This is a genomic window from Nocardiopsis oceanisediminis, assembly GCF_048595525.1.
Lineage (GTDB): Bacteria > Actinomycetota > Actinomycetes > Streptosporangiales > Streptosporangiaceae > Nocardiopsis_A > Nocardiopsis_A oceanisediminis.
Genome location: NZ_JAFMZJ010000001.1, coordinates 1784006 through 1797163 on the forward strand (window position 1 = coordinate 1784006; position 13158 = coordinate 1797163).

At 74.2% G+C, this 13158-nt stretch carries 12 protein-coding genes and 3 tRNA genes; 12 read left to right on the plus strand and 3 right to left on the minus strand.

What is annotated here, in order from left to right; genetic code table 11:
* Positions 1–26 precede the first annotated feature (26 nt).
* The 5 genes from J0910_RS08025 (at position 27) to J0910_RS08045 (ending at position 2854) form a co-directional block, all read left to right on the plus strand.
* Positions 27–347 carry a hypothetical protein gene (locus J0910_RS08025; RefSeq protein ID WP_420157892.1) on the plus strand — a complete coding sequence of 107 codons (321 nt, stop codon included), beginning with the start codon at positions 27–29 and terminating at the stop codon, positions 345–347.
* Between the two features lie 189 nt (positions 348–536).
* Complete coding sequence (locus tag J0910_RS08030) at positions 537–815, plus strand: WhiB family transcriptional regulator (RefSeq protein WP_017592747.1); 279 nt, start codon at positions 537–539, stop codon at positions 813–815.
* A gap of 99 nt (positions 816–914) precedes the next feature.
* Positions 915–1082 carry a hypothetical protein gene (locus J0910_RS08035; RefSeq protein ID WP_420157893.1) on the plus strand — a complete coding sequence of 56 codons (168 nt, stop codon included), beginning with the start codon at positions 915–917 and terminating at the stop codon, positions 1080–1082.
* Positions 1083–1605: 523 nt separating this feature from the next.
* Positions 1606–2160 (plus strand): M48 metallopeptidase family protein, encoded by a 555-nt coding sequence (locus tag J0910_RS08040; RefSeq protein ID WP_420157894.1) that lies wholly within the window; start codon positions 1606–1608, stop codon positions 2158–2160.
* Between the two features lie 52 nt (positions 2161–2212).
* Positions 2213–2854 carry a hypothetical protein gene (locus tag J0910_RS08045; protein WP_420157895.1) on the plus strand — a complete coding sequence of 214 codons (642 nt, stop codon included), beginning with the start codon at positions 2213–2215 and terminating at the stop codon, positions 2852–2854.
* A gap of 314 nt (positions 2855–3168) precedes the next feature.
* On the opposite strand, the gene J0910_RS08050 is transcribed toward J0910_RS08045, so the two are convergent.
* Together J0910_RS08050 and J0910_RS08055 are read right to left on the minus strand one after the other, a co-directional pair.
* A complete protein-coding gene (locus J0910_RS08050) occupies positions 3169–3720 on the minus strand; it encodes an NUDIX hydrolase (protein ID WP_420157896.1) in 552 nt (183 codons plus the stop codon).
* Entirely contained in the window at positions 3717–5126 is a 1410-nt protein-coding gene (locus J0910_RS08055; RefSeq protein WP_420157897.1) for a zinc-dependent metalloprotease, read from the minus strand. Before J0910_RS08055 ends, J0910_RS08050 begins: the two co-directional genes overlap by 4 nt.
* Before the next feature lie 145 nt (positions 5127–5271).
* On the opposite strand from J0910_RS08055, the gene J0910_RS08060 reads away from it, so the two are divergent.
* The 3 genes from J0910_RS08060 to J0910_RS08070 all read left to right on the plus strand — a co-directional run bounded on the left by J0910_RS08060 (position 5272) and on the right by J0910_RS08070 (position 8114).
* Positions 5272–6366 carry an NAD-dependent epimerase/dehydratase family protein gene (locus J0910_RS08060; RefSeq protein WP_420157898.1) on the plus strand — a complete coding sequence of 365 codons (1095 nt, stop codon included), beginning with the start codon at positions 5272–5274 and terminating at the stop codon, positions 6364–6366.
* A 157-nt stretch (positions 6367–6523) separates the two neighbouring features.
* Positions 6524–6970: a molybdenum cofactor biosynthesis protein MoaE gene (locus J0910_RS08065; RefSeq protein ID WP_420157899.1), complete on the plus strand. Its 447-nt coding sequence runs from the start codon at positions 6524–6526 to the stop codon at positions 6968–6970.
* A gap of 64 nt (positions 6971–7034) precedes the next feature.
* Positions 7035–8114 carry a YlbL family protein gene (locus tag J0910_RS08070; RefSeq protein ID WP_420157900.1) on the plus strand — a complete coding sequence of 360 codons (1080 nt, stop codon included), beginning with the start codon at positions 7035–7037 and terminating at the stop codon, positions 8112–8114.
* Positions 8115–8260: 146 nt separating this feature from the next.
* Here the strand turns inward: J0910_RS08070 and J0910_RS08075 are convergent, their stop codons facing one another.
* The gene (locus tag J0910_RS08075) at positions 8261–8782 is read right to left on the minus strand and encodes a PPA1309 family protein (RefSeq protein WP_420157901.1); all 522 of its coding nucleotides are present in this window, start codon (positions 8780–8782) and stop codon (positions 8261–8263) included.
* Positions 8783–9080: 298 nt separating this feature from the next.
* Between J0910_RS08075 and J0910_RS08080 the strand changes: the two genes are divergently transcribed.
* From J0910_RS08080 to J0910_RS08095, 4 genes are all read left to right on the plus strand, one after another.
* Entirely contained in the window at positions 9081–12107 is a 3027-nt protein-coding gene (locus J0910_RS08080; protein WP_420157902.1) for a UPF0182 family protein, read from the plus strand.
* A gap of 196 nt (positions 12108–12303) precedes the next feature.
* Positions 12304–12380: transfer RNA gene (locus tag J0910_RS08085), tRNA-Met, on the plus strand.
* A 232-nt stretch (positions 12381–12612) separates the two neighbouring features.
* Positions 12613–12689: transfer RNA gene (locus J0910_RS08090), tRNA-Met, on the plus strand.
* Between the two features lie 359 nt (positions 12690–13048).
* Positions 13049–13125, plus strand: a tRNA-Met gene (locus J0910_RS08095).
* Positions 13126–13158 lie beyond the last annotated feature (33 nt).

Below are 13158 nucleotides of genomic sequence, written 5' to 3' on the forward strand. Positions count from 1 at the left end.
CGATCAGAAGGAGGTGTCCCAATCCGATGACGGAGATGAAGAGCGAATTCGGTAGCGCCGTGCGCTTCGCCGTGCTCGTTTCCGGCGAGTGGGGCACCCAGCGCGGCGCTCGCGTGTCCACCGGCGACCAGGCCGGCGCCCTCAGCGCCGCCGCCCTGATCCTCGCCGATGCGTCCGGCAATGAGAGCACCACCGGTATGTCCGGAGGCGTCCGCTCGACGGCCGGCTATCGCGAGGGTCGGCCGGAGCACACCGCCGACAGCGGACCGATTCAACTGCTCGCACACGCAGAAACCCAGCGCCCGAAGGGCGCGGTGGGGGTGTGTCCACGGAGCGCACCGGCTTAACTCCAGCCGGGACGACCTCCCGTGGCCGCGGCCCTCACTGAGGGGCCGCGGCTTTTTCGTTCTTCCGCAGGAGCCCGTTTCCAGTCTCTTCCGAGGCATGGACGGTCTTCGTGGAGCGTCCGATCAGTCCGGCCCCGATCGAAGATCCGAGTCGTAACGCCGAGGACGAACGAATCAGGGAGGACACCGATGCTCGCGTCGGTCCTGGAGACCCCGTGGCTCGCGGAGGAGGAGGTTCCCTGCCGCCGGGAGCCGGACCTCTTCTTCGCCGAGGCCCCGGCCGATGTCGAGGCGGCCAAGGTCGTCTGCCAGAGCTGCCCGTTCAAGGAGAGCTGCCTGGCCGACGCCCTGGAGCGCCGGGAGCCGTGGGGCGTCTGGGGTGGTGAGCTGCTCGTCGCCGGCAAGGTCGTGGCGCGCAAGCGGCCCCGCGGCCGCCCGCGGAAGCACCCCCGCCCGGTCGCGGCCTGACCCGGCCCGCACCCGCCCCGAGAAGAAGCAGAACCTGCCCGGCCCGATCGGACCCGTGAAGGGCCCGGCACCGGAGAGACACGCGAAGGAATGATGGACATGCACACCATGCTGGAACTGCTCAGGCCCACCCGCCCCGCCGAGCCCGTCGAGGCCGGGGACAGGGAGCGGCGCAGGCTGTCCGCCCGCCGGCTCCGCGCCGAGCTGCGCGAACGCGAGCGCCAGGAGCGCGCGATCATGGAAATAGCGTGGTCGCGGCTGTGTTGACGGCCTGAGACACCGGTCCGGAGGGCCGGCGCCCGCCGGGCGCCGGCCCTCCGGCCTTCCCGGGGGCGGGCCCGGCGCTGCCAGAGGAGCGGAGAGGCGGGGTTCCCCCGCCGGGTCCGGGGCTCCGAGCCGCTCCGGTGCCCGCCGGAGGGGCCCCGGCCCCGCCCGGCCGGACCCGGGGGGGCGGCCTCCGGGACGGGGCCGGGAGCCGCCGCGGCCGGGTCCGCCGGAGCGGTCCGGAGGGGCGGACACCCCCTGGCCGGGCCCCGTTCCCCGGGCGTTCGGCGGCCGGATCGGCCGCGGCCACCGGCGCGGCGCCGCCCGCTGGCCGGATCCGGCCAGCATCGGCCGGCGGGCGCGGGGCGCCCGGGGCCGCCGGGAACACCGGGGAGCGGGCTCACCTCCGCCGCACGGGGGAGCCGCCCCGCGTGCGCCTTTCCGACCCGGGGAAATGAGGCGATTCACCGCCGGAAAGCGATATCCGTCTCTGGGGAGTGTCGCATCGGTGGGATACCGTGGCTTTGTGCCTCAGAACACAGAAGTCGAGGTACGCCGAAGTCCCCGCCGGCGGCGGACGGTCTCCGCCTACCGCGACGGGGACAAAACGGTCGTCCTCGTGCCAGCCACGTTCTCCCGCGCCGAAGAAGAGCAGTGGGTCGACCGGATGCTGGGTCGGCTCCAGGCCCGCGACGTGCGGCGCCGACCGGGGGACGCGGCCCTGCACGACCGCGCCGTGGACCTCGCCGACCGCTATCTCGGCGGCCTCGCCCGCCCCTCCAGCGTCCGATGGGTCGACAACCAGAACACGCGCTGGGGCTCGTGCACCCCCGACACCGGGGCCATCCGCCTCTCCAAGCGCCTGTCCGGCATGCCCGCCTGGGTGGTGGACTACGTCCTCCTGCACGAACTGGTCCACCTGATCATCCCCAACCACGGCCCGGAGTTCTGGGCGATGGTGCGCCGCTACCCCAAGGCCGAGCGGGCCCGGGGCTACCTTGAGGGGGTCAGCGCCGCGTCCCGGCTCCCCGGGGACGGGACCGCTCCGATCGGCGAGGACGAGGACGACGTCGTCGACTGAGCCGCCGGCGGCCGACCCCGCCGGACCGGACGCAGAGGAAGGGGACCCGCGCGTGCAGAGGACGGCCGCCGTGCTCATGACCGGTGAGACGGGGGCCGCGCCCCCTCCCGGGATCGACCCGGACGCCTTCGCCGACGCGCTCACCGAGGACGCCTACGAGGTGGCCGCCGGGCTGGAGCGCTGCGGTGCGGCGGTGGCGGTCTGGGCGCCCGACCCGGGGCGGGCCGCCCTGCTGGAGGCCCGCGCGGCCGGTGTGACCTGGCCCGGAACCCCGGTACTGAGGCTGGGCGGGCCGTCGGCGCTGGAGACGCTCCTGGCGGAGCTGCACCGGCGCGGCACCGGACTGGCCGCGGTACTGGCGGCCGACGCCCCCGACTTCCCTCCGCTGCTCATGGCCAAGCTCTTCCGTGCCCTGGGCCGGGCCGACGCCGCGGTGAGCCCGGCCGACGGCGGCGGGCTCACCGCCTTCGCCGCCCGGCTGCCCGCCCCGGCCTGGACCTCCGGGGTCGGACTGGACACCCCCGACGCGGTGGCGGCGCTCACCGCCGCACGCCCGTCCCGCTCCGCGCTGGCCCTGGTCCCCGGCTGGCACCGGCTGCGCACCCCCGCCGACACCGCCCGCCTCGACCCCGGCCTGGAAGGCTGGGAATCCACCCGGGCCCTGCTGGAGGGCCCGGCCGGCCTTCCCCGCTGAACCCGTTCCACCCGAGGGCCGCCCCCTCCGGACGGGGACTCCGGGTAGGTGAGGCGCCCGGCCGCCCCCGCCTCTCTCCGGGCCCTCTCCGAAAGGGGCCGCGAACGCCTGTGCGGCCGGACGCCTCACCCGGCCCGTGCGCCCCGCCCGGATCCGCGGTCCACCGGGAGCGGCGGAGGCCGCTGGGGCGGTGGACCCGCCGTGCGCCACCGGGCCGGGCACGGCGCGGCGGCGGAGCGGCCGGAACCGTGCCGCCCGCCGTGCCGGGCCCCGGCACGGCGGGCGGTTCCGGAGAGGCGGCCGGGCGGCGGGGGTCAGGCGGGGCGGGCGCGGACCGCCGCCGCAGCGGCGGCGAACAGGGCGCGGCAGGCGTCGTCGGTCGGCTCGGGGAGGTCGTCGACGGGGAACCAGCCCAGATCGGCGGATTCGTCGGGGTCGATGGAGAGCGCGGCGCCGTCCGGGGCGACCACCGCGTACTGCACGTCCAGGTGCCAGGTCCCGCCGGCGCAGGGGACCCGGTGCCGGTCGAGGCGGACCGGGCCGGGCAGCGGGCGCAGGCCGGTGATGCCGGACTCCTCCCCGGCCTCGCGCAGCGCGGCGCCGAGCAGGGTGGCGTCGGTGTCCTCGCAGTGGCCGCCGGTCTGCAGCCACAGCCCGATCCTGCCGTGCAGGGTGAGCACGCCCTTCGTCCCGCTCGGGTCGAGCACGGCGGCGCTGGCGGTGATGTGGCCGGCGGTGCAGGAGCGGTTCAGGGCGTCCGGGTGGGCGTCGATGTGCTCCAGGTAGGAGCGGCGCAGCCGCTCCTGCCCGGCGTCCGGGGCCGCCCAGGCGGACAGCTCGGCGCGGGCGTCGTCGGCCAGGCTCATGCGCCGTCCCGCGGGCCGCTCTCCGGGCCGTCGCCCTTCTCCCCGGAGTCCTTCCCGCCGTCCGCGGAGCCGCCGTCCTCAAGGCCCTCGGTGAACCGGGAGATGTCCAGGTCGAGCTGGTCGCCGCCGGCGCCGCCGCCGGAGACGAACCCCTCGGGGTCGTCCAGGTCGGAGCCGGAGGGCATCAGGTCGGGGTGCTCCCACAGCGCGTCGCGGCCCTCGCCGCCGCGCGCCTCGGTCAGCGCGCTCCACAGCGCGGCGGCCTCGCGCAGCCGGCGCGGGCGCAGCTCCAGGCCGACCAGGGTGGCGAAGGTGTGCTCGGCCGGGCCGCCGGTCGCGCGGCGCCGCCGGGTGGCCTCGGCCAGCGCGCCGGCCTGCGGCAGGCGGCCGCGCACCGCCTCGTCCACCACCACCGAGACCCAGCCCTCGACCAGTGCGAGGGAGGTCTCCAGGCGGGACAGCGAGGCCTTCTGCCGCGGGGTGTCCTCCGGCTGGAAGAGGCCCTCGCCGCCGGAGAGCGCCTCCTGCAGCGCCTCCGGGTCGGACACGTCGATCCCGCCGAGCCGCTCCTCCAGGCCGCTCATGTCGAAGGACATCCCGGCGGCGTACTCCTCGACCAGGCCGAGCAGGTGCGAGCGGAGCCACGGCACGTGCGCGTAGAGCCGGTGCAGGGCGGCCTCGCGGGCGGCCAGGTAGAGGCGGACCTCCTCCTCCGGGATCTGCAGCCCCTCGCCGAACTTCTCCACGCCGTGCGGGAGCAGCGCGGCGCGGCCCTCGCCGGCCAGCGGCAGCCCGACGTCGGTGGAGCCGATCACCTCGCCGGCCAGCTCGCCGATGGCCTGCCCGGCCTGCTGGCCGACGAGCATGCCGCCCATCTGCTGCATCATGCCCATCAGCGGCCCCGCCATGGACTGCATCTCCTCGGGCATGTTCTGCCCCATGGAGGTGACGATCCGGGAGGTGAGCGGGTCGCACAGCCGGGTCCAGGCGGCCATGGTGCGCTCCACCCACTCGGCGCGGCTCCACGCCTCGGTGGTCTGCACGCCGGACGGCAGCGGGGTGGCCTCGTTCAGCCACAGGTCGGCCAGGCGGATCGCCTCGGACACCTGCGCGTACTGCAGCGGGCCGATACTGGCGTCGCCCTGCTGGGAGACGGTGTGCCGGGCGATGTTCTTGGCCATGTCCCAGTTGATGCCGCTGCCGCCGTCACCGGGGGCGGCGGAGCCCGGCGCGGGCGCCGCCGCCATCATGTCGGCGAACTGGCGGAGCATCTGGGCCATCTGCTGCGGGTCCCCGAAGGGGAAGTCGCCCGGCCCGGGGGTCCCACCGCCTGGGCCGCCGCTGCCGGCACCCGAGCCGGAGCCGCCCGGGCCGCGCCCGGACTCGTCGTCGGGGTCGTTCGGCATGCTGAAACCAAAAGGCAGGTCACTCACGATTAGACCTCAGGCAGGATAGGAATGTCTCCACTGTCACGTTAGCTGGGAGCAGCCCGGAGTGAGTACTGAAAACGGCCAGGTTCGCCCACAGCACAGCCCGGACGGCGACGGCCCCGTGATCGCGGTTACGGGCGCCGCCTCCGGCGTGGGCCGACTGCTGGTCGAACGTCTGCGGGCCGCCGCGGGTTCCGGGGGCGTCGCGCGCGTCGTCGGGATCGACGCCGCCCCGGCCGGCGAGGACGGCTCCGAGCCCTTCCCGCAGGGCGGCGGGGTGGAATGGTGCGCCGCCGACATCCGCGACCCGCTGGTCGCCTCCCGCCTCTCCGGGGTGGACGTGCTGGTGCACACCGAGGCGGAGCGGAGCGCGGACGCCTCGCACCGGGAGCGCAGGGCGGCCGCGGTGCGCGCCGCCCAGACCCTGCTCACCGCGGCCGCGGCGGCCCGGGTCTCCCGGGTGGTCCTGGTCACCAGCACCATGGTCTACGGCGCGGCGCCGGACAACCCGGTCCCGCTGAGCGAGGACGGCGAGGTCGCCGTCGAGGGCGGGGTCGGCCTGGTCGGCGACTTCGCCGAGGTGGAGGACCTGGCCCGCAGGGCCCGCCGGGCGCACCCCGGCCTGTCGGTCACCGTGGTGCGGCCGGCCCCCCTGGTCGGGCCGGACCTGGACACGGTGCTCACCCGGCACTTCGCCGCGCCCCGGCTCATCTCGGTCAAGGGCACCGAGCAGCGCTGGCAGTTCTGCCACGTGGACGACCTGGCCGGCGCGCTGGAACTGGTCGCCGTGCAGGGGGTGGACGGCAAGGAGGGGGCGCTCGCGGTCGGCTGCGACGGGTCGCTCGGCCAGGAGGAGGCCGAGGAGATCGCCGGGCTGCGCCGCTTCGAGGTCCCGGCCAACCTCGCCTTCGGCGCCACCCAGCGGCTGCACCGGGCCGGGATCACCCCGGCCTCCGCGGGCGAGCTGAAGTTCCTCGTCTACCCGTGCGTGGTGGACTGCGCCACGCTGCGCGCGGCGGGATGGCGGCCGTCCTACACCAACGCCGAGGCGCTGCAGGCGCTGCTGGAGGCGCGCGGCGGCAAGCACGCCCTGGTCGGGCGGACCCTGGGCCGCAAGGAGGCCACCATCACCGCGGCGAGCGCGGCCGGCGCCGCGGTCGCCGCGATCGGCACCGCCGCCGCAGTCCGCCACCTGCGCAAGCGCCGCCGGGTGTGAGCCCGGACCGCGCCAGGAGGACGGCCCGGCACCGGGCGGGCGGCCGAACCGCAGGGGCGCCGGGCCGGCCCCGGCCCGTGGCCGGCTCCGAAATCCGCCGCGCCCTTTCCGAACGGCTTGGACGATCCTCCTCCCGGAACGGCGCGTTGGTACGGTCATGGATGTGGAAGCCATCACTCTTGCAGGCATTCGGGACACCCCGATCTCCGTCGACGAGGTCCTCGCAGCGGTCGAGGACCCGCGCGCCGGCGGCACCGCCTTCTTCATCGGCACCGTCCGCGACCACGACCAGGGGCGCGGCGTCGCCCGGCTGGCCTACTCGGCGCACCCCAGCGCCGAGGAGCGGATGCGCGAGGTGATGGAGAAGGTCGTCGCCGACACCTCTGAGGGCGGGCGCCCGGTCCGCCGGGTGGCGGCGCTGCACCGCGTCGGCGACCTGGAGATCGGCGACACGGCGGTGGTGGTCGCCGCGGCCGCGGGCCACCGCGGGGAGGCCTTCGAGGCCTGCCGCCGGCTGATCGACGACATCAAGGCCGAGGTGCCGATCTGGAAGCACCAGACCTTCGGCGACGGCGGCGCGGAGTGGGTCGGCGCCCAGGGCTGACCGGCCCGGCCCGCCGCGGCATGCCGGGAACGTCCGGAACTGCGCGGGCCGTAGGCTGTGCCCCATGCTCCGTCGTGTCAAGACCCTCCTCGCGGCACTCACCGTGCTGTGCGCACTGGCCGTGGGCGCGGCCTACCTGCCGGTCCCCTACCTGGTGGCCTCGCCCGGCCTCGCGCTGAACACCCTCGGCGACAACTCCGAGGGCGACCCGGTGATCCACATCGAGGGCACCGAGGAGTACCGGCACGACGGCGGGCTCTCCATGGTCACCGTGCAGTACGCCGGCGGGCCGGACGCCCGGCTGAACATCCTCTCCGTCATCGGCGCCTGGCTCTCCCCGACCCAGGCGGTGCTGCCCGAGGCGGCGCTCTTCCCGCCGGACCGCAGCATCGAGGACGTCACCGAGAGCCAGACCCTGGCCATGGACGACTCGCAGACCACGGCGACCGCGGCCGCCCTCAACGAGCTCGGCGTCGACTACGGGCTGCGCCCCATGGTCGCCGGGGTGCAGAAGGACGCCCCCGCCGAGGGCGAGCTGGAGCAGGGCGACATCATCCTGGAGGTCGACGGCGAGCCGGTTAAGGACAAGGCCGAGGCCGCCGAGCGGGTCGGCGACCGCGACCCCGGCGACGAGGTCGAGCTCACCGTGGACCGCGCCGCGGAGAAGGGCGCGGACGAGACCGCACTGAAGCTCACCACCGAGGAGAGCGACGAGGGCGGCGCCGTCGTCGGCATCATGATCGCCGACGACCCGGACTTCCCCTTCGAGGTCGAGTTCCAGGTCGGCGACATCGGCGGCCCCAGCGCCGGGATGATGTTCGCGCTGGGCATCATGGACCGCCTCGACCCGGACGGGCTGACCGGCGGGAAGCAGGTCGCCGGCACCGGCACGATCGACACCGAGGGCAGGGTCGGCGGGGTCAGCGGCGTCGCGCAGAAGATGGTCAGCGCGCGCGACCTGGGCGCCGAGTACTTCCTGGTCGCCGAGGAGAGCTGCGCGCAGACCTTCGAGTCGGCGGCCGCCGGCGACATCGAGGTGCTCAAGGTCGCCGAGCTCTCCGACGCGGTCCGCGCGCTGGAGGCGATCAAGTCCGGCGAGGGCCTGTCCGAGCTGCCGCGCTGCGAGCCCGGCCAGGCCGGCTGAGCCCGGCGGCGCCCGCCGGACCCGGCGCCCCGCCCCGATGACCGCGGCGCCGCGGCCCCGTCAGAGCGCTCTGACAGGGCCGCGGCGCCGCGGTCATCGCCTTGGCGGGCCTTCCCGCCGGCGGCCGGAAGGACGCGGGGGAGAGGTCACTCCTCCTCGAAGGTCAGCGCCAGCGCCGAGGTGAGCGCGGGCACCAGGTCCTCCCCGTTGAGCACCTGGTCTTCGCTGTCGTGCGAGCGCATCCGCAGTGCCGCGTGCCGGCCGCCGTCCCGCAGCACGCCGGCGACCATCCGGATCTCCTCGCTGCCGTCCTGGGCCTTGGCCCACTCCCCGGTGTCGGCGCCGCGCGGCGGGTCCAGGGTCGCGTCGGACCCCTTCAGCACCAGCCGCTCCAGCACCAGGGCGCACCCGGCCACCGCTTCCGGCCAGGCGATGCTGCCCAGGGCCTCCTCCAGCGGGACGCCGTCGGGCAGCGCCTCCTGCTCGACCGGGGTCAGCTCGGCGGGGTCGGCGGACGGGTCCAGGCCGAGCATCGAGGCCAGCGCCGGCTCCTGGCGGGCCAGCTCGGCGGTGGGGACGAGGGCGTACACCCGGGGCGGCTGGTCCCAGCCCTGCTCCGAGGCGTGGCGCTCCAGGTCCATGACGGCGTCGCGGATCAGATAGGTCACCCCTCCATGGTGCCCGAAACCCCGCCCCGGACGGTCCCCGGCGGCCGCGGGCCGGCCTCCCGGATCCCCTGTGGACGCGCCCGCCGCGGGCGCTAGGGTCGACGTGCGGGCTCCGCCGAGACCCCGCCGATGCCGCTCCGATGTGATGTTGTCACCGCACCGGCGCGGGGTTTCGGGAACCCGTGGCGGAGCCAATAAGTTGCCGATACAGAGGGGCGGACACGTCCCTCGCGTCCAACGACAGTCATGACGAGGGGGAGGCGTGAGCTTCCGATCGCCCGGCGCTCCAACCGCGCGCATGCCTCGACGATCCCGGCTGCTCGCGCCCGTCGCAGCGGTCGTCGTCGTCATCGTCGCGGGCCTTCTGGTCGCCGCGAATTTCGTGACCGACTACAAGTGGTACGAGTCGGTCGGCTACACATCGGTCTTCCTGACCGAGCTGCGCACCCGCGCCATGCTCTTCGTGGGCGCGGCGCTGCTGATGGTGCTCATCGTCGGTGCCAGCATCTACTTCGCCTACCGGTCCCGCCCGCTGACCCGGCCGATGAGCCTGGAGCAGCAGGGCCTGGACCGCTACCGGATGGCGATCGAGCCGCACCGGAAGCTCTTCTTCTGGCTGATCGCCGGCGGCCTGGGGCTGCTCACCGGCGCCTCGGCCAGCGCCGAGTGGGGCACCTACCTGCAGTACGCCAACCGGAACCCGTTCGGCCAGACCGACCCGCAGTTCGGGATCGACATCTCGTTCTTCGCGTTCACCTACCCGTTCCTGCGGGTGGTGCTCGGCTACCTGTTCGCCGCCGTGGTGCTCGCCTTCATCGCCGCGGTCGTGGTGCACTACCTGTTCGGCGGGGTCCGGCTGCAGTCCCAGGGGCAGCGCGCCACCCCGGCGGCGCGGGTGCACCTGTCGGTGCTGCTCGGCCTGTTCGTGCTGCTGAAGGCCGCCGCCTACTGGCTCGACCAGTACGGCCTGGTCTTCTCCAACCGGGGCTACACCTTCGGTGCCTCCTACACCGACGTGAACGCGGTGCTCACCGCCAAGATCATCCTGGCGATCATCGCGGTCGTCTGCGCGCTGCTGTTCTTCGCCAACATCTACTTCAAGAACGCCATGGTGCCGATGGTCAGCCTCGGCCTGCTGGTGCTCTCGGCGGTGCTGATCGGCGGCGTCTACCCGCAGCTGGTCCAGCAGTTCACGGTCAGCCCGAACGAGCAGCGCGAGGAGAAGCCCTACATCGCGCGCAACATCGAGGCGACCCGCGGCGCCTACGGCATCGCGGAGGCGGAGAGCGAGACCTACGACGCCACGACCGAGCTCACCCCCGAGCAGCTCTCGGCGGAGGCCTCCACCATCCCCAGCGTCCGGCTGGTGGACCCCTCCGTCGTCTCGCAGACCTTCCAGCAGATGCAGCAGGTCCGCGGCTTCTACCAGTTCCCCGAAGTGCTCGACGTGGACCGGTACAAGGACGCCGAGGGCAACACCGTCGACACCATCATCGCCGCCCGCGAGCTGGACGGGCCGCCGGAGGGCCAGGACAACTGGCTGACCCGGCACACCGTCTACACCCACGGGTTCGGCATCGTGGCGGCGGCCGGCAACCAGGTCGACGCCGAGGGGCGGCCGGTCTTCACCCAGTACAACATCCCGCCCACCGGTGAGCTCTCCGAGGTGAACGGCGAGTACGAGCCGCGCATCTACTTCGGCCAGCAGGGCGCCGAGTACGTCATCGTCAACGCCGAGCCGGAGTACGACTACCCGCTCGACTCCGGCGGGGAGAACAACGAGGAGATCACCACCAGCGAGGACGTCGAGGGCCAGGGCGGCGGCGCCGACGAGGGCCGGGCCCCGGCGGACGGCGCCGAGGCCGAGGCGGGCTCCTCGCCCTCCCCGGAGGCGAGCCCCGAGGCGACCGAGGAGAGCCCCGAGGCCACCGAAGGCGGCGGCGGGGGCGAAGGCGGCGGAGGCGGAAGCCAGGCCACCAACCACTACGAGGGCGACGGCGGCGTCGAGCTCAGCTCGTTCTTCGACCGCATCCTGTACGCGCTGAAGTACAGCGAGCCGGACATCCTGCTCAACACCGCGATCACCAGCGAGTCGCAGATCCTCTACGAGCGGGACCCCTCCGACCGGGTGGAGAAGGTCGCGCCGTTCCTCACCGTGGACGGCAAGCCCTACCCGGCGGTGGTCGACGGCCGGGTGCAGTGGATCGTGGACGCCTACACCACGAGCTCCCACTACCCCTACTCGACGCCGATCGACTTCGCCCGCGCCACCGAGGACACCTTCAGCCAGGGCACCGACTCGGCCACGGCGCTCCCCGGCAACCAGGTCAACTACATCCGCAACTCGGTCAAGGCCACCGTCGACGCCTACGACGGCACGGTCACCGTCTACGGGTGGGACGAGAAGGACCCCGTCCTCAAGACCTGGTCCGAGGCGTTCCCCGGGGTGGTCACCAGCAAGGAGGACATCAGCGACAAGCTCAAGCAGCACCTGCGCTACCCGGACGACCTGTTCAAGGTGCAGCGGGAGATCCTCAAGCGCTACCACATCACCGACCCGGACGCCTTCTACGGCGGCCAGGACTTCTGGGACATCCCCTCCGACCCGACCAAGGAGGGGGACAGCCCGGAGCCGCCGTACCGGCAGACCCTGCGCTACCCCGGCGACGACGAGGCGAGCTTCGCCCTCACCTCCACGTTCGTGCCGAGGGGCCGGGACAACCTGGCGGCGTTCATGTCGGTGGTCAGCGACGTGGAGTCCGAGGAGTACGGCAAGATCCGGATGCTGGAGCTGCCGCGCAGCACGGTGATCCTCGGCCCCGGCCAGGTGCAGAACGCCTTCCAGTCCGACGCGGACGTCCGGGAAGTGCTGCTCCCGCTGGAGCAGAGCTCGGCGGAGGTCACCTACGGCAACCTGCTCACCCTGCCGTTCGGCGACGGGCTGCTCTACGTCGAGCCGCTGTACGTGCAGGCCGGCGGCGGGGGCGACGCCTCCTACCCGCTGCTCCAGCAGGTGATGGTCGGCTTCGGCGAGGAGGTCGCCATCGGCGGCAACCTCCAGGAGGCGCTCAACAACCTGTTCGAGGGCGAAGAGGGCCCGCTGGACGAGGAGCAGCCCAAGGGCGACGGCCAGGACGGCGGCGGAGACGGCGGCGGCGGTGGCGGCGACGCCCTGACCCAGGCGCTGGACGACGCGGCCAAGGCCTACGAGGACAGCCAGGAGGCCATGAAGAAGGGCGACTGGGAGGCCTACGGCAAGGCCGTCGACGAGCTGGGCAAGGCTCTGGAGCGCGCGGAGAAGGCGCGCGAGGAGCAGGGCGAGTAGGAGGCCTTCCCGGTCCGGTTCCGCCGGCGGTGTCCACCGCGGGGCGGGGGTGTGCGACCCCCGCCCCGCGGTGCGTTCCCGGGGCGCCCCGGTCCCGGTTCCGGGGGAGGCGCCCCGGTTCCGGGGGTGTGGCGGGGCGGCGGGGCGCCGAGTTGGCACTGGTGGTCGCGGGGCGCTAAGGTTGAGAACACAACGACGCGGGGTGGAGCAGTTCGGTAGCTCGCTGGGCTCATAACCCAGAGGTCGCAGGTTCAAATCCTGTCCCCGCTACCAGAGCAGGGGCCCGGTACTCGGAAGAGTGCCGGGCCCTTCGCCTTTCCGGCGGCCGTTCCCCCCGCCCGGTGCCCCCGGCGCAGGGGGCGGGGAGGGGCGGGAGTCCGGGCGGCCGCCCCGGCGGCTCTCCGCACCCCGGGGCGGGGCCACACCGGCCCGGCGGAGCGCCGGCGGCCCCGGCGGAAACGATTTGGTGCTGCGGCCGGGAACCGCTAAGCTGAAGGCACATCGACGCGGGGTGGAGCAGTTCGGTAGCTCGCTGGGCTCATAACCCAGAGGTCGCAGGTTCAAATCCTGTCCCCGCTACCAGAGCAGGGGCCCGGTACTCGGAAGAGTGCCGGGCCCTTCGCCTTTCCGGCGGGTCTCCCGGCTCCGGTGCCCTCCGCCCGGTCGCGCCCTCCGATCGCCGCTCCCGGCCGCACCCTTCCCTCCGGCGCCCGCCCCTCCCGTGCGCCCGGCGGGCCGCGTGCGCCCTTCTCCCGGCGGCGGAGCGGGGTGCACCGCCGAGCCCCGGCCGGCGGGGCGCCGGGCCGCCTCCGCCGGCCTCCGGGGGAGGCGCCCCGGTCCCGGTTCCGGGGGAGGCGCCCCGGTTCCGGGGGTGTGGCGGGGCGGCGGGGCGCCGAGTTGGCACTGGTGGTCGCGGGGCGCTAAGGTTGAGAACACAACGACGCGGGGTGGAGCAGTTCGGTAGCTCGCTGGGCTCATAACCCAGAGGTCGCAGGTTCAAATCCTGTCCCCGCTACCAGAGCAGGGGCCCGGTACTCGGAAGAGTGCCGGG